General features: G+C 72.2%; 18 protein-coding genes. 5 read left to right on the top strand and 13 right to left on the bottom strand.

Annotated features, from left to right (window positions below; all coding sequences use genetic code 11):
* Positions 1-221 precede the first annotated feature (221 nt).
* A complete protein-coding gene (locus IEW07_RS15645; protein WP_188538917.1) occupies positions 222-629 on the top strand; it encodes a VOC family protein in 408 nt (135 codons plus the stop codon).
* 89 nt (positions 630-718) lie between these two features.
* On the opposite strand, the gene IEW07_RS15640 is transcribed toward IEW07_RS15645, so the two are convergent.
* The 5 genes from IEW07_RS15640 to moaC all read right to left on the bottom strand — a co-directional run bounded on the left by IEW07_RS15640 (position 719) and on the right by moaC (position 3,965).
* A complete protein-coding gene (locus IEW07_RS15640) occupies positions 719-1,177 on the bottom strand; it encodes an SRPBCC family protein (protein ID WP_188538915.1) in 459 nt (152 codons plus the stop codon).
* 118 nt (positions 1,178-1,295) lie between these two features.
* Positions 1,296-2,480: a molybdopterin-synthase adenylyltransferase MoeB gene (moeB, locus tag IEW07_RS15635; RefSeq protein ID WP_188538913.1), complete on the bottom strand. Its 1,185-nt coding sequence runs from the start codon at positions 2,478-2,480 to the stop codon at positions 1,296-1,298.
* Positions 2,481-2,485: 5 nt separating this feature from the next.
* On the bottom strand, positions 2,486-2,938 hold the full coding sequence (locus IEW07_RS15630; protein WP_188538911.1) for a molybdenum cofactor biosynthesis protein MoaE: 453 nt from the start codon (positions 2,936-2,938) through the stop codon (positions 2,486-2,488).
* Entirely contained in the window at positions 2,935-3,471 is a 537-nt protein-coding gene (locus tag IEW07_RS15625) for a MogA/MoaB family molybdenum cofactor biosynthesis protein (protein ID WP_188538909.1), read from the bottom strand. Before IEW07_RS15625 ends, IEW07_RS15630 begins: the two co-directional genes overlap by 4 nt.
* Positions 3,468-3,965, bottom strand: coding sequence for a cyclic pyranopterin monophosphate synthase MoaC (moaC, locus tag IEW07_RS15620; RefSeq protein ID WP_188538907.1), 498 nt, complete (start codon positions 3,963-3,965; stop codon positions 3,468-3,470). Before moaC ends, IEW07_RS15625 begins: the two co-directional genes overlap by 4 nt.
* 181 nt (positions 3,966-4,146) lie before the next feature.
* Between moaC and IEW07_RS15615 the strand changes: the two genes are divergently transcribed.
* Positions 4,147-4,614, top strand: a complete 468-nt coding sequence (locus IEW07_RS15615) for a pyridoxamine 5'-phosphate oxidase family protein (RefSeq protein ID WP_188538905.1) — start codon at positions 4,147-4,149, stop codon at positions 4,612-4,614.
* Positions 4,611-5,459 carry an alpha/beta fold hydrolase gene (locus IEW07_RS15610; protein ID WP_188538903.1) on the top strand — a complete coding sequence of 283 codons (849 nt, stop codon included), beginning with the start codon at positions 4,611-4,613 and terminating at the stop codon, positions 5,457-5,459. Before IEW07_RS15615 ends, IEW07_RS15610 begins: the two co-directional genes overlap by 4 nt.
* 74 nt (positions 5,460-5,533) lie before the next feature.
* On the opposite strand, the gene IEW07_RS15605 is transcribed toward IEW07_RS15610, so the two are convergent.
* The 4 genes from IEW07_RS15605 to IEW07_RS15590 all read right to left on the bottom strand — a co-directional run bounded on the left by IEW07_RS15605 (position 5,534) and on the right by IEW07_RS15590 (position 9,029).
* Positions 5,534-6,934 (bottom strand): MFS transporter, encoded by a 1,401-nt coding sequence (locus tag IEW07_RS15605; RefSeq protein ID WP_188538901.1) that lies wholly within the window; start codon positions 6,932-6,934, stop codon positions 5,534-5,536.
* A 76-nt stretch (positions 6,935-7,010) separates the two neighbouring features.
* A complete protein-coding gene (locus IEW07_RS15600) occupies positions 7,011-7,301 on the bottom strand; it encodes a Dabb family protein (RefSeq protein WP_188538899.1) in 291 nt (96 codons plus the stop codon).
* A gap of 65 nt (positions 7,302-7,366) precedes the next feature.
* Positions 7,367-8,128 (bottom strand): SDR family NAD(P)-dependent oxidoreductase, encoded by a 762-nt coding sequence (locus tag IEW07_RS15595; RefSeq protein WP_188538897.1) that lies wholly within the window; start codon positions 8,126-8,128, stop codon positions 7,367-7,369.
* A gap of 124 nt (positions 8,129-8,252) precedes the next feature.
* Complete coding sequence (locus IEW07_RS15590; protein ID WP_188538895.1) at positions 8,253-9,029, bottom strand: IclR family transcriptional regulator; 777 nt, start codon at positions 9,027-9,029, stop codon at positions 8,253-8,255.
* A gap of 222 nt (positions 9,030-9,251) precedes the next feature.
* Between IEW07_RS15590 and chcC2 the strand changes: the two genes are divergently transcribed.
* A complete protein-coding gene (chcC2, locus tag IEW07_RS15585; protein WP_188538893.1) occupies positions 9,252-11,000 on the top strand; it encodes a 4-oxocyclohex-2-ene-1-carboxylate 5-dehydrogenase in 1,749 nt (582 codons plus the stop codon).
* A gap of 202 nt (positions 11,001-11,202) precedes the next feature.
* Here chcC2 and IEW07_RS15580 read toward each other — a convergent pair whose 3' ends face one another.
* The 4 genes from IEW07_RS15580 to IEW07_RS15565 form a co-directional block, all read right to left on the bottom strand.
* The gene (locus IEW07_RS15580; RefSeq protein ID WP_188538891.1) at positions 11,203-11,529 is read right to left on the bottom strand and encodes a 2Fe-2S iron-sulfur cluster-binding protein; all 327 of its coding nucleotides are present in this window, start codon (positions 11,527-11,529) and stop codon (positions 11,203-11,205) included.
* 31 nt (positions 11,530-11,560) lie between these two features.
* On the bottom strand, positions 11,561-12,838 hold the full coding sequence (locus IEW07_RS15575) for an NAD(P)/FAD-dependent oxidoreductase (RefSeq protein ID WP_188538889.1): 1,278 nt from the start codon (positions 12,836-12,838) through the stop codon (positions 11,561-11,563).
* On the bottom strand, positions 12,831-14,096 hold the full coding sequence (locus tag IEW07_RS15570; protein ID WP_188538887.1) for a cytochrome P450: 1,266 nt from the start codon (positions 14,094-14,096) through the stop codon (positions 12,831-12,833). The genes IEW07_RS15575 and IEW07_RS15570 overlap by 8 nt, the downstream gene beginning before the upstream one ends.
* A gap of 225 nt (positions 14,097-14,321) precedes the next feature.
* On the bottom strand, positions 14,322-15,101 hold the full coding sequence (locus IEW07_RS15565) for an IclR family transcriptional regulator (RefSeq protein WP_188538885.1): 780 nt from the start codon (positions 15,099-15,101) through the stop codon (positions 14,322-14,324).
* A gap of 187 nt (positions 15,102-15,288) precedes the next feature.
* On the opposite strand from IEW07_RS15565, the gene IEW07_RS15560 reads away from it, so the two are divergent.
* Positions 15,289-15,387, top strand: a 99-nt coding sequence (locus tag IEW07_RS15560) for an FAD-dependent monooxygenase (RefSeq protein ID WP_188538883.1), incomplete at its 3' end; no start/stop codon positions are given.

The following is a 15,387-nucleotide window of genomic DNA, read 5'->3' as shown; positions in this document are numbered from 1 at the left end:
GCCGGGACGCAACAATGCCGGGTGTGACCGGGTCTCCTTCCGGCGCGCCCGGCACGGGGTTAGCATGACGGCACGCAGCGGGGGGGTCGGGGCGGTCCGGGGGGATCACGGAGCCCGACCTCGCCGGACCGAGAACGCCGACAGGGGGAGACCGCGCACCGCCCCTGAGCGGGACCCCCGGGCGGAAACACTCGTGCCGACCGAACGGCGAAGGACCTGTCATGTCAACCACGGTTTTCCTCGAACTCCCCGTCTCCGACCTGGCGAGGTCGAAGCGCTTCTACACCGACCTGGGCTGGGAGCTGCACCCCGTGCTCAGCGGCGAGCACGCCGGCGCCGTCCTGATCGGCGGCACGGAGCACGTCATGGTCCTGAGCCCGGACCGGCACCGGTGCCCCCTCGGCGGGTCGGCCGCAGGGACCTCGGCCGACTCGTCCGTCGTCAACGCCATCAGCGTCGACTCGCCCGAGCAGGTCGACACGGTCGTCGAACGGGCCCTGCGCGCCGGAGCGACCGAGGGCGAGACCCAGGACTACGGCTTCCTGCGCTCGCGCTGCTTCAGCGACCCCGACGGCCACCTGTGGGAGGTCCTCTGGATGGACCCGGAGGCGGAGAAGCCCGAGAGCTGACCTCGGAGCCGGCGCCCGGGGGACGGGAACGACGACGGCGCCCCGGTCACCTGGGGTGACCGGGGCGCCGTCGGGCAGGGGCCGGGCCCTCAGTCGTAGGAGACCGCCGACGCGAGCCGCTCGAGGGACTGCTCCAGCGCGTGCTCCTCGAAGAGCGGGAAGGACACGGCCTTCTTCGACGCGGGGGACGCGTGCTCCCACGAGTAGGTCTCGGTGACCAGCGTGGCCTCCGGGCCCTGCGGCTCGAGCTCCCAGATCCACTCCCAGCCCTCGAGCTCGGCGCCCTGCGGCTTGGGCTTCCAGGCGAGGAGCTTGTTCTCGTCGTAGCCGGAGACGGTGTTCTCCATGACGTAGTCCCCGCCCATGTGCTCACCGTTCATGTTCATCACGAACACCTGGCCGACCTGCATGATGCGCTGGTCGTCGCCGGAGACGACCGTGCCGGAGCCGTCGATCTCCTTGTGGCGGGAGGGCAGGGTGAGGACGTCGAAGATCGCGTCGGCGGGCGCGTCGATGACGCGGCTGGCGGAGATGCTGTGCTCGGACATGCGTGGTCCTTTCGTCGGAACGGTCGCCCCCACCGTAGGCACGGACCGGGGCCGACAGGCCAGGGCCGTCCGCTCTCCGCGTAGTCCCGGGCCCTGCTGGGGACGGCCGGTGCGGGGGTCAGTACGGGCGCTGGGCGGGGTCCACCTGCTCGATCCAGGCGAGGATCCCGCCCTCGAGGTGGACGACGTCCGGGTGCCCCCGGGCGCGGAGCAGCCGCAGGGCCCGCTCGGAGCGGGCCCCGGCCTTGCAGTGCAGCACCGTGCGCCGGGCAGGGTCGAGCCGGGCGAACGCCTCCCCGGACTCGAATTCCCCCAGCGGCACCAGCCGGGCCCCGGGGATGGCCGCGAGCCGGGCCTCGTAGGCCTCGCGGACGTCGACGAGCTCGAAGTCCGTCTCCCCGCGGTCCCGGGCGGCGAGCAGCTCCGCGAGCTGCGGGGCCGTCACCGTGGGCACGCCCTCCTCCACGGCGGCCGCCGGGGCCGCGCAGGCGGCAGCACCACCGTCGTCGGGCCCCGGCCCCGCCAGGCCCGTCACGGCCGGACGGCCCGGGGTGGGGGCGAGGGGGATCTCCCACCAGCGGGCCGAGAGGGCGTCGTAGGTGGCGACCCGCCCGAGCATCGTGGTGCCGATGCCCGTGACCAGCTTGACGGCCTCGACCGCCATGGCGGTGCCCAGCAGCCCCGGCAGGACGCCGAGCACCCCGGCCTCGGCGCAGTCGGGCACCGATCCGGGCGCCGGCGGGACGGGGTAGAGGTCCCGGTAGGTGGGCCCGTGCGCGGCCCAGAACACCGAGTACTGCCCGTCGAAGCGCAGGATCGAGCCCCACACGTGCGGGACGCCGGCCAGCTCGCACGCGTCGGAGACCAGGTAGCGGGTCCCGAAGTTGTCCGTGCCGTCCAGCACGAGGTCGTAGCCGGCGAGGATCCCCTCCGCATTGCCCGCGGTGAGCCGCTGACGGTGCTCGACGACGCGCACCAGCGGGTTGAGGTCTCCGATCCGCCGGGCCGCCGACGCCGTCTTGGCCACGCCCAGGGTGGTCTGCCCGTGGATCACCTGGCGCTGCAGGTTGGAGGCGTCCACGACGTCGTCGTCCACGACGCCGAGGGTCCCGACGCCCGCGGCGGCGAGGTAGAGCAGCGCGGGGGAGCCGAGGCCGCCCGCGCCCACGCACAGCACGCGCGCGTTCTTGAGCCGCCGCTGGCCCTCCTCGCCGATCTGGGGGACGGTGAGGTGGCGGGCGTAGCGGCGCAGCTCGGCGTCGGTGAGCTCCGGGGCCGGCTCGACGAGCGGGGGCAGGTCCACGGCGCTCAGGCGTCCAGCCCGACCCACTCGGTGGAGCCGTCCGTGAAGAGCTGCTCCTTCCAGATGGGCACCTCGGTCTTGATCCGGTCCACGAGGGCGTCGCACGCGGCGAAGGCGAGCTTGCGGTGGGCGGCGCCCACGACGGCCTCCAGGGCGGAGTCGCCGACCTCGAGGTGCCCGACCCGGTGGGCGGCCCAGATCCGCACGCCCGGGAAGTCCTCGGCGACCTGGCGGGCGACGTCCTTGATCACCCCGTCCGCACCGGGGTGGCAGGTGTAGTCGAGGCTGGTGACGGAGCGCCCGCCGTCGTGGTCGCGGATGACGCCGCTGAAGGAGACCACGGCGCCGGTGCGCTCGTCCTGGACGGCCGCGACGGCCCGCGCGTGGTCCAGGGGCTCGGCGGTGACGAACGCGCCGACCACGGCGGTCCGCGCCTGGATCGGTCCGGGGCTGCTCATGGTGCTGTCCTTCCGGGACGGGGGTCGTGGTCGGGCCCGGCGTGGCCGCGGTCGCGGTGGCCCTCGAGCTGGTCGCACACGTGGTCCAGCAGCGGCTCCAGCACCTTCAGCCCGTCCCAGACCCCGCCGGTGGAGCCGGGGAGGTTGACGACGAAGGTGTGCCCGCTGACCCCGGCGTGCCCGCGGCTGAGCACGGCCAGCGGCGTGGTCCGGCGGCCCTCGGCCCACAGCGCCTCCATGATGCCCGGCAGCTCCCGGTCCAGGAAGGGCCGGGTGACCTCGGGGGTGAGGTCGTCGGGGGCGAGACCGGTGCCGCCGCTGGTCACGACGACGCTCGGGCGGTCCTCCGGCGGGCGCTCCACGAGCAGGCGTTCGAGCTGGGCGCGGACGTCCTCGCCGTCGGCCACCACGAACGGCCCCTCGACCTCGAAGCCGTGGGAGCCGAACCAGTCGGCGGCGATCCGCCCGCTCCTGTCCTGGTAGACCCCGGCGGCCGCCCGCGTGGAGGCGACGATGACCGCGGCCGTCCTCACGACGCGCCCCCCTCGACCCGGCTCCAGTCGCCCGACTTCCCGCCCGACTTCTCGAGCACCTTGATCTGGCCGATCACGGCGAGCTTGTCCACGGCCTTGATCATGTCGTAGAGCGTCAGCGCCGCCACCGACGCCGCGGTCAGCGCCTCCATCTCCACGCCGGTGACGCCACGGGTCTTCACGGTCGCGGTGATCCGCACGCCGTCGGCCAGCCGCTCGAAGTCCACCACGACCTTGCTGATCGGCAGGGGGTGGCACAGGGGGATCAGCTCGGGGGTCTTCTTCGCGGCCATGATCCCGGCCACCCGGGCCACCGGGAGGGCGTCCCCCTTGGGGAGGCCGGCGGCGAAGACCTGCTCGACGACGTCGGGGCGGGTGCTCAGCGTCGCCGTCGCCGTGGCCTCGCGGGTGGTGACGGCCTTCTCCGAGACGTCCACCATGTGGGCGGAGCCGTCCGCCCGGACGTGGGTGAGGCCCTGCTGCTGCTCGGTCATGTGGTCCCGTTTCCTTCCGGCCGGTGGTCTCCCACCATTCTGGCCCACCGGCCGGACGCGGTGGGAGCGTCCGCCGGCCGCGCCGCGCGCTCCCCTGGCCCCGGTCCCGGGCCGGTGCTAGCTTGGCGGCACACCCTGCGCGGCGCCCCCGGCGCCGCCGGCCCACCCGAAGGAGCACAGGATGACGGACGAGCCCGCCGGCCATGTCGAGGAACTGTCGAGCAGCGCCTGCTGGGAGCTGCTGCGCACGGCCAGGGTCGGCCGCCTCGCCGTGTGGGTGGACGACCACCCGGACATCTTCCCCGTGAACCACATCGTCGACCACGGGACCCTCGTGTTCCGGACGGCGGAGGGCACCAAGCTGGCCGCCGCCCTGTCCGAGACGCCGGTGGCCCTGGAGATCGACGGCTACGACGAGGGCGCCGCCAAGGCGTGGAGCGTCGTGGTCCGGGGCCGTGCCGAGCAGATCCAGCGGCCCCAGGAGCTCATGGACACCATGGACCTGCCGCTGCTGCCCTGGCAGGCGGGCCGGAAGGGCATCTTGGTGCGGATCGTGCCCGAGCTCGTGACGGGCCGCCGCTTCCCGATCGCGGACCCCGAGGTGTGGCGGACGCCGTTCTCCGGCGTCAGGCGCGCGCCGTCGGAGTGACGCGGCAGGGCCGCCTCGACGGGCCCCTCGCCGGTCCTCGCGGCGGCCTGCTCGACGTGCGGGACACCGGTCCCGCCGGCGGGGAGCCCGTGGTGCTGCTGCACGGCTTCCCGCAGGACCGCACGAGCTGGGACCGTGTGCTGCCGGTGCTGCACGCGGCGGGCCTGCGCACCCTCGTCCCCGACCAGCGCGGCTACGCCGCCGGCGCCCGGCCGCGCGGGCGCGCCGCCTACCGGCTCGAGCTGCTCGTCGGGGACGTCGTGGCGCTGCTCGACGCCGCGGGGCTGCCCCGGGCGCACGTGGTGGGCCACGACTGGGGCGGGATCGTGGGCTGGGCCCTCGCCTCGGCGCACCTGGAGCGCATCGCCACCCTGACGGTCGCCTCCACCCCGCACCCGCGCGCCCTGGCCCGCTCGCTGATCGGCTCCCCGCAGGCGCTGCGGTCGGCGTACGTGGGGTTCTTCCAGCTGCCGCGGCTGCCCGAGGCGCTGCTCGGCCCCCGGCTCGAGGCCCTCCTCCTGCGCTCCGGCATGCCCGCCGCGGACGCCGCCCGCTGCGCCGCGCGGATGCGGGAGCCCGGGGCGCTCACCGGGGCCCTGAACTGGTACCGGGCCCTGCCCCTGTCCCGCCTGCGCTCCGGGCCGGTGGGCGTCCCGACGACCTACGCGTGGGGACGGGAGGACGGCGCCCTGGGCCGGCGGGCCGCCGAGCTCACCGCCGGGCACGTGACCGGGCCCTACCGGTTCGAGGAGCTGGCCGCGGGGCACTGGCTGCCGGAGACGAGGCCCGCGGAGCTCTCCCGCCTGGTCCTCGACCGGATCGCCGGCGGCGCCCGGGGGCGCTGAAGGACGGCTGCGCCCCGCCCGTCCCCGAGGTCCTCGTGCAGGACCCCGGGGACGGGCGGGGCGGAGCTGTCGCGTCACTTCGTGCCGGTCAGGGCCCGCTTGCGCCAGTAGGGCTCGCCGAGCTCCTCGATCCGGGTGAAGGCCGTCTCCCGCGCGGAGATGACGGCGACACCGGCGACGACGATGCACCCGACCGTGAACAGGGCCACCGGGATCCAGCCGTTGATCCCGTCGCCGATGATCATGCCCGCGATCATCGGGCCGAAACCGGCCACGACCAGGCCCAGCTGGTTGCCGGCCGCCATGCCCGTGTAGCGGATGGGGGTGGCGAACTGCTCGGCGAAGTACACCGGCCAGATCCCGTTGAACCCCGAGTAGAAGCAGGTCATCAGCACGAATGCGACCAGGGCGATGAGCACGACGTTGCCCGTGGACAGGGCCCAGAAGTAGGCGAACACGCCCACCGCGCAGCCGGTCGCGGCCGTCAGGAGCACCGGCTTGCGCCCGACCCGGTCGGAGATGCGGGCGGCCAGCGGCAGGGTGACCATCGACAGGCCGATGGACACGGCGTTGACGGTGAGGATGGTGGTGGAGTCGATGCCCGCGGTGCCGGTGGCGTAGGCGAGGCCGAAGACGGTGAAGACGGTCTGCACCACCGAGAAGATCGACATGGCCAGGACGCGCAGCACATCCAGCGGCTGGTAGCGCAGCACGTCCTTGAGCGGCAGCTCGTGGAGCTCGTCGTGCTCCTTGACCTCCTCGAACACCGGTGTCTCGTCCAGGTGGGTCCGCACCCAGTAGGCGATGGCCAGCACCACGATGGACAGCCAGAACGGGATCCGCCAGCCCCAGGACATCAGGGCGTCCTGCTCCAGGCGGTAGATGGGGATGAACACGACGGTGGCCAGGACCATGCCGGCGGCGTAGCCGGTCATCACGAAGCTGGTGAAGAACCCTCGTCGTCCTTCCGGGGAGTGCTCCACTGTGAGCGAGGACGCCCCCGCGGACTCGGCGCCGGCGGAGAAGCCCTGGGCCAGACGCAGCGCGACCAGCAGGATGGGCGCCCAGACCCCGATCTGCTCGTAGGTGGGCAGGAACCCGATCCCCAGGGAGGCCAGGCCCATGATGCCCAGGGTGATCAGCAGGATCTTCTTGCGCCCGAGCCTGTCCCCGAAGTGGCCCATCACCAGCCCGCCGAGCGGACGGGCAACGTAGGCCACGCCGAAGGCGGCCATCGAGCCGACGGCGGCGGCGGTGGGGTTCTCCGGGGAGAAGAACAGGCGGTTGAAGACCAGGGCAGCGGCGGTGCCGAAGATGAAGAAGTCGTAGTACTCCAGGGTGGAGCCCAGGAAGGACGCGAGCGCGGCCTTGCCGGGGGTCTTGCGGTGCTTGAGGGCCCCGTCCGCGGGAACCGCCGGCGGAACGGCGGGAGACTGCGGCGGATCGAGGCGCTCGGGCTTGGTGGTGGAGGTCATGGCGTGCTCCTGGGAACGGACCCGGTGGGTGCGGTGGAACGGGCAGAGGGGATCGGGCGAGAGATCGGGCGAGGGCTCAGAGGACGAAGTCGACGGAGACGACGCGCTCCGCGTTGGGCAGGGAGTAGGGCTTGATGGCCTCGTGCAGGGGGTGGGTGTCGTAGACCGCGATGTCCTCGACGGTCTCGAAGTCCGCGACGATCGCGTGGTCGAAGGAGCGTTCCAGGCCGAGGACGTCCGGGCCGTGGCTCAGGCGCACGAGCCCGGGGACGTTGCCCTCGAGCCGGTCGAGGCCCTCGGTCCAGGCGGCGCGGATCTCGTCCGTGAAGCTGGGCTTGAAGTCGAAGAGGACGACGTGGCGGATCATGGGTGCCTCCTGGCGGGAGTGGTCGGTGCGGGACAGCGGTGCGGGTCGGAGCGGGGCGGGGCCGGTCACTGGGCGGTGTAGCCGCCGTCGATGACCAGCTCCGAGCCGGTGGAGAAGCCCGACTCGTCCGAGGCGAGGTAGAGCACGCCGTAGGCGATCTCGACCGGCTTGCCCTGGCGGGGCAGCGGGTTCCCGCCCACGAGCTGCTCGTAGTAGGCCTCGGGCCCCACGGGCGAGTTCTCGGCGGAGCGCCGGCTCATCCGGGTGTCCATGGACCCGGGGTGGATGGAGTTCACCCGGACCCCGTGCTCGCCGTAGGCGGCGGCGTCGGACTTGGTGAGCAGCCGGACGGCGCCCTTGGTGGCGTGGTAGAGCGGGACGTTGCGCCCGCCGGTGATGCCGTGGATCGAGGAGAAGTTGATGATGCTGCCGGCCTGCTTCTCGATCATGTGCGGCACCACGTGCTTGGTCATCAGCCAGGTGCCCTTGACGTTGACGTCGAAGATGGCGTCGAACTCGTCCGCGGTGGACTCGTGGGAGGGGGCCGGGCGGCCGATGATGCCGGCGGCGTTGACCAGCACGTCCGGGGCGCCGAGCTCCTCGGCCACCCGGGCGACGGTCGCCGCGACGTCCTCGGCGTCGGTGATGTCGGCGTCGTACTCGACGACGGACCGGTGCTCGACGACACCGGGGACGCCCGGACGGTCCAGGCTCGCGACCTGGGCGCCCTCCTGCGCCAGCAGGCGCACGCACGCGCTGCCCAGATCGCCGCGGGCACCGGTGACGACGACGACCTTGCCCTGGACACGGCCTGTGGTTGCACTCATGGGAACTCCTGTGATGGACGACGGTGTGGTTCGCATCACAGTGGCAGTCGAGCAGCGCGGCCCGAAGTGCAAAACCCGATGATCGGGAAAAGTTCCTGGAAGAGGACGTCGGCGTCGCCCCGGTTCAGGCCGGGAGGCCCTCGCGTCGCGGCCAGATGTCGCGCAGCGCGCGCTCCAGGCCCAGGGCGGCGCCCCGGAGCAGCGGCACGCAGCCCTGGACGTTCTCCTGCCCGATGGGCACCACGATCCCCAGGGCGGCGAGCACGTCCCCGTCCGGGCCCATGACGGGGACGGCGACACCGGAGGACTGCTCGACGATCACCCCGACCATCGAGGCGTAGCCCTGCTTGCGGACCTGGGCGAGCAGCCGGCGCAGCTCCGCGGGGTCGGTCACGGTGTTGGGGGTGTAGGGCGTGAGCCGGGAGGCGAGGAAGCGCTCCTGGACCTCCGGCGCGGAGTGGGCGAGCAGGGCCATGCCGGCCGAGCAGGCGTGCGCGGGCAGACGGGCGGCGATCTTCGTGATGTTCACCGTCGAGGACTTGGTGGGCAGCCGCTCGACGTAGAGGACCTCGTGCCCGTCCAGCACGCCCAGCACCGCGTGGTGCTGCAGCAGGGAGCGGATGTCGTCCATGAACGGGCGGGCCGCCTCCCGCATCGTCAGCGCCCGGGAGCTGCGCTCGGTGAGCTCCCACAGCCGCATGCCGACCCCCACCTCGCGGCCGTAGCGCTCGAGCAGGCCCGCGGCGACCATCTCGTCCACCAGCCGGTAGGCCGTGGTCGTGGGCAGCTCCGCACGGCGGGAGAGCTCGGAGACGGTCAGGAACGGCGCGCTGTCGTCGAAGGCCTCCAGGATGCGGATGACACGCTCGAGGATCGACTCCCCGCTGGGTGAGTTGGCCACCATCGTCTCCTGTCCGTCGGTCGCCCCGCGGTGCCGGGGCGGATCGGACGAGGCCGCCCGACCGCAGGGCCCCTGTGCCGCTCGGGCATGGTCCCCGGCCGATCCTATTCCCGTTGAACAGCAAATCTCCTATCGCTGTCCGGTGTGACCCGATTCACTGTCGGAGGAATCCAGTAATCCAGTCACCGCGGAGCGCTACCGCTTCGCCCGAAAGGAGCACACATGAGCACCGAACCGGTGGAGTGCGACGTCCTCGTCGTGGGATCCGGTGCCGCGGGCATGACCGCGGCGCTGAAGGCAGCCAGTCAGGGTCTGAGCGTCGTCGTCGCGGAGAAGGCCGAGCACCTCGGAGGGACGGCGGCGATCTCCGCCGGCTGGGCGTGGGTGCCCGGCAACAAGCAGGGGGTGGCGGAGGGCGACACCCGCCAGGAAGTGGAGACCTACCTGAGGGCGATCGCCCCGGAGACCTACAAGCCCACCCGGGTGAAGACCTTTCTCGACACCGTGCCCGAGGCCCTCTCCTTCCTGGAGAACGACACCGCGGTGGAGTTCACCTACCCGCCGGCCGCCCCGGACTACCAGATGGACCTGCCCGGGGCGAGGCTGTCGGGCCGGGCGATCATCCCCAAGGACACCGACGCGCGGATCCTCGGCGGGGACCGGCTGCGAATGCAGCCCTACATGTCCTCCTACACCGTCTACGGCTACATGCCGCAGGTCGGGCCGGACATGTACCACGTCACGCACGCCAACCAGTCGCTGAAGTCCTTCGCCTACCTCACGGGCAAGGTCGCGCGCACCTGGATCGACACGCTCCTCTACCGCCGCGGGGTGCTGCGCACCAACGGCAACGCCCTGATGACCCTGATGGTGGCCTCCGCCAAGGACCTCGGGGTGCGGCTGTGGACCGAGGCCCCGGTCGAGGCCCTGACCCGCGACGCCGAGGGTGCCGTCGACGGGGCGGTCCTCGGGGGCAGGCACCCCGTGACGGTGCGCGCGAAGGCCGGGGTCATCCTCGCCTCCGGCGGGTTCACCGGGCACACCGAGCTGCGGAAGAAGCACTTCCCGCACGACCCCGACGGCACCAACCACGTCACCCCCACCATCGGCCACGACGGCTCCGCGTGGGAGCTGGCCAAGGGCCTCGGCGGGCACATCGACGACTCCCCGCACAGCCCCGGCTCCTGGGCCCCGATCACGGTCTTCAAGTTCCTGCGCAACGGCCGGCAGCGGCTCTTCCCGCACCTGCGCGCCATCGGCCTGCCCGGGCTGATCGCCGTGGACCGGCACGGGAGGCGCTTCGGCAACGAGGCCCTGTCCTACCACGACTTCGGCCGCCAGATGCTCGAGCACAACCGCGGGGAGAAGGACACCTTCGCCTGGCTGATCGGCGACGCGAAGACCATGCACAAGTACGGCATCGGCTACGCCAAGCCCTGGCCCGTCCCGCGCTCCTACAACTACTGGATCGACTACCTCGTCAGGGGACGGACCCTCGAGGACCTCGCCGGGAAGATCGGCGTCCCCGCCGAGAACCTCCGCGCCACCCTCGAGGAGTTCAACGCCGACGCCCTCCGGGGCGAGGACACCAGGTTCGGGCGCGGCTCGACCGAGTACAACCACTTCCGCGGCGACAAGGACCACAAGCCCAACCCCAACCTCGCCCCGCTGGACAAGGCCCCGTACTACGCCGCCAAGATGCGCATGGGCGACCTCGGCTCCTTCGCCGGCCTGGACGTGGACGACGACTCCCGTGTCCTCGACGAGCAGGGGAACCCCATCCCCGGCCTGCTGGCGGTCGGGGCAGCGGCCGCCTCCGTCTTCGGTGGCGGCTACCCCGGCTACGGCTCCCACATCGGCCCGGCCATCGTCTTCGGCTACCGCGCCGGCCGCGACATCGCCGCCTTCGGCGCGCACCGCCACGCCCCAGAGACGGCCGAGGCGGTCCCGGAGGACGCCGTCTCCGCCTGACCCGGAGCCTCCCTGCTGTCACGAGCCTGTCCGGGGCGGCCTTCGGCCGCCCCGGACAGCTGCTGTGCTGGGACGACTGCCGCGGCAGCGGTGCGCCGAGCCCATCGCGGAACGACAGGACCGGGGAGCACAGGACGAAGCCCATGACAGTGCCCCGCCGCCTTCTCGGCGACGGGGCACTGTCATACGGGGTGTGAAGGGGTTACTCCTCTTCGGGGGCGAGGGTGACCGTGATGCCGTCGAGGCGATCCTCGAACTCCACCTGGCAGGACAGGCGCGAGCAGTCCTCCCGGAAGCCCTCCGCGTCGACGAGCAGCTCGGCCTCGTCCTCGGACCGCTCGCCCAGGCTCTCGACGACGTCCCCGTCGAGGAAGACGTGGCAGGTGGCGCAGGAGGCCGTGCCCCCGCAGGACGCCAGCACGGGCAGGTCGTTGTCCCGCAGCGCCTCCATCAGGCTCTGCTCCGGCTCCCACTCGACGGCGTGCTGCCGGCCGTCACGGTCGATCACGTTCAGGGTGTTGTTGCTCATCAGGAACTCTCTTCTCGAAGACGTTGGTGGACTAGACCAGTGCTGCGGCGGTCTCGTAGGCGCCCGGCCGAGGACCCGTGCCGATCACGGCGTCCTCGAGCTTCACGCCCGGGTCCGCGACCCGGGCAGGATCCAGCAGCAGGCCGGTGGAGATCAGCTTCTTGGCCGGACGGAAGTCCGCCAGCCCGCCGATGGTGTCGACGGCGGCCAGCCGGCCCTCGCGCAGGTAGACCACGGAGAACTTCCCCCTCTCGGGGTCACCGCGCACGACGACCTCGTCGTCCGGGTGCATGACACCGGCGGTCTGGAGGCGCACGCCGTGCTGGACGGTCCAGAACCACGGCACCTCCGACGGCTTGACCTCGTGGTCGAGGACGTCGTCGACCACGGCCTCGGCCTGGGCGGTGGCGTTCTGGATGGACTCCAGGCGCTGACTCGCGCCGCTGAACGGGCTGGTGAACCGTGTGACGTCCCCGGCGGCGTAGATGCACGGGTCGGTCGTGCGGCACTGCTCGTTCACCAGGATGCCGTCCTGGCAGGCGAGCCCGGCGGCCTCGGCCAGCTCCTGGTTGGGCAGCACCCCGATGCCGGCCACGACGACGTCGGCCTCGAAGGTCCGTCCGTCCGAGGTGAGGACCCGCTCCACGCGGCCGTCGCCCTGCAGCTCGGTCACTGCGGCCCCGAACTCCAGGCGCAAGCCCTGGGAGCGGTGGAGGCGTTCGAAGAACGCGGACACCGGCGGGGAGGTCACCCGTTTCATGACCCGGTCCTGGAACTCCAGCACCGTGACGGCGCAGCCGTTCTTGACCGCCGCGGCGGCCACCTCCATCCCGATGAAGCCGGCGCCGATGACCACCACCCTCGCGCCCGGGACCAGGGACTGCTTGATGGCCAGCCCGTCCTGGTGGGTGCGCAGCGCGAGCACGCCGTCGAGGTCCGCCCCCGGCACGGGCAGCTCGCGGGCCCGTGAGCCGGTGGCCAGCACCAGCCGGTGGTACGGGAGCCGGCTGCCGTCCGAGAGGATGACGGCGCGGGCGTCCCGGTCGATCGAGTCGACGGCCTGCCCGGTCACGCGCTCGATGCCCTTGGCCTCGTACCAGTCCTCCTTGCGCAGCGGCGCGGCCCGGTCCCCGGCACCGGACGCCAGGAGGTCCTTGGACAGGGGCGGCCGCTCGTAGGGCACGTCGTGCTGGGCGTCGACGAGGACGACCCGTCCGGCCCAGCCGCGGGTCCGCAGGCCTGCGGCGACGGCGACGCCGGCGTGCCCGGAGCCGACGACGACGACGGGGTGCGTGGTGTGCTCAGTCATGGCGCTCCTCCAGGACGACGTGCAGGCGGTGGGGACCGGCGTTGGTGAGGTTGTTGCCGCGGACGTACTCGATCTCGTGCGCCGGGTCCAGGGTGATCGAGGCCAGGCGCCGGGCGAGGACCTCGGCGGTGACCGTGGTCTCCAGCCGGGCCAGAGGCTGGCCCAGGCAGCTGTGCACGCCGTGGCCGAAGCCCAGCGACCTGCTGTTGTCGTGGTCGATGTCGAAGGTGTCGCCGTCCTCGAAGAGGTCCCGGCTGGCGGAGGCGTTGAGCAGGCGCACGATGCTGCCCTTCGGCAGCGTGGACCCCGCCACCTCGACCTCCTCGGTGGTGATCCGGCTGGCGCGGTGGACGGCGCCGCGGTGGCGGGCGACCTCGTCGGCGAACTTCCCCGCGTCCTCCGGGTGCTCACGGAGGCGCTGGAGCAGCTCTGGCTGCTCCGCGAAGATGCGGAAGGAGTTGGCCAGCAGGATCGAGGTCGTGTCGTGCCCGGCGATGAAGACGAACGAGCACAGCTCCTTCGCCTCCTGCTCGGTGAGCAGGCCTTCGTCCTTCCACATCCGGGCGATGTGCCCGCCCATGGACGGGCTCTGCTCGGCGTAGAGACGCTCCATGGTGTCCTTGAGGTAGGCCCAGAACTCGCGCGCGCTGTCCTCGTCGGTGCCCGTGCCCGGGGCGTTGCGCGCCAGGCGGCCGAAGTAGGAGAAGGTCTCGTCGGACCAGAACTTCATCTTCTCGTAGTCCTCGGCCGGGACGTCCAGGAGGGCGGAGATCGTCGTCATGCTCAGCTGGATGGCATAGCCCTCCACGACCTCGCCCCCGCCCTGGGCGATGAGGTCGTCGAGGAGCTTGTCGGCGGTCTCCCGCACCCGCTCCTCGAACAGTCTGATCGCCTTGGGGGTGAACGCGGTGGCCACGATCTTGCGCAGGCGGGTGTGGTTCGGTGCGTCGAACAGGGTCAGGAACGTCATCGGCGGCGGCGAGACCACCTCCGAGGAGAAGATCTTCGGGGCGCGGAAGGCCTTGCGGACGTCCTCGTAGCGGGAGATGAAGTAGACGTCGGAGACCGGCGACCAGCACCGCAGGACCGGGGCGTTCGCGCGCATCCAGGTGTAGTGCGCGTAGGGGTCCTCCTGGGAGCCGTCGTCGACGACCTTGAAGGGCTCCAGCCCCTCGGGCCACTCCAGCTCGTGGGAGTAGGGAAGTGAGCCCTCCTCGCTGCGCGGGAGTGGCGTCTCGAGCGTCGTTGCTGCGGACATCGTGGTCCTCTCGTCGTCTGGGGGCTCTCACCCGTCGGCGGGCCGCGGGAGAGTGGGAGAGCCCGGGAACAGAAGAGGCAGGGACCGTGCACGACCTGGACAACGGACGGAGACGGAGGAGCGTGCCCCCGCTCGGCCGTGCCGATCCGTGCCTCGCTCCCTACTGTGATCGTCGTCACGACGGGAAGGGGCGAGGCTTTCATTCAATGAAAGATCTGGGCGCGGTCAGCCGGGTTCGACGGGCAGGCGCCGCGGCCTGGGGGCGAGGGTCCGGGAGATCCCGTGGGCCGCCGTGAGCAGGGCGGGCACGATCAGCCTCACCTCGGCCTGGTCCCTGGGCACGATGGCGTTGAGCGCCGCGACGACCGTGCGCTCGGCCCCGAAGACGGGGACGGCGACGCCCAGCCACTCCGAGACGCCGATGCCCGGCAGGGCGACGAACCCTCGCTGCCTGATCTCGGCCAGGTGCCGGCGGATCAGTCCCGGATCGGTGGGGGTCTCGTCCGTGACCTTGGTGAGGCGTCCCGACAGGAAGGAGTCCTGGAACTCCGGGGAGGAGTGGGCCAGCAGCACCAGGCCGGAGGAGCACGCGTTGAGCGGCATGCGGTCGGTGATCCGTGCGGCGTCCAGCACGGAGTCCGGGGCCGACATCCGCTCCACGTAGAGGGCGGCGTTCTCGTCCAGCACGGCGAGGGTGGTGTGCTGGTGGACGACCGCCAGGACGTCGTCCATGAACGGCAGCGCGGCCTCCCGCACGCCCATGGCCGCCAGGGAGCGGGCGGAGATCTCCCACATGCGCAGCCCGATCCGCAGCTCACCGGAGTCCGTGCGCTGGATCAGGCCGTAGCCCATCAGCTCCTCGACCAGGCGGTGCGTCGTGGACAGGGGCAGCTCCGCCCGCGCGGCCAGGCGCGACAGCGTCATGGTGGGCCGGTCGCGGTCGAAGGCCTCCAGGACACGGATCACCCGGCTGATCACGGAGTCCCCGCTGCGGGAGTTCGCCACGCCACTCCTCCTTCCCCGTCGGACCGGTTCGGCTTCGGCTGCCCGGCCGCCCGCGACAGGGGTCGCACCGGCGCACCGGGAGCAGGGAACACCCGCGACTATACCCATTGAACGGTAGATGCGTGGCAGGGGTCACAGATGTGTCCCGACACTGGACACGACCCCGTCCCCACCATCAGGAGTACTCATGAGCGCAGAGCGCACCGTTCTCACCACCCCGGTCGGCATCGTCGGAGGTGGTCCCGCCGGGCTGATGCTGTCCCACCTGCTGCACCGGGCCGGCATC

The sequence above is a fragment of the Kocuria dechangensis genome, assembly GCF_014636775.1.
Taxonomy (GTDB): domain Bacteria; phylum Actinomycetota; class Actinomycetes; order Actinomycetales; family Micrococcaceae; genus Kocuria; species Kocuria dechangensis.
Note: the sequence above shows the minus strand (reverse complement) of the source record. Positions and strands in the feature narration are given on the sequence as shown.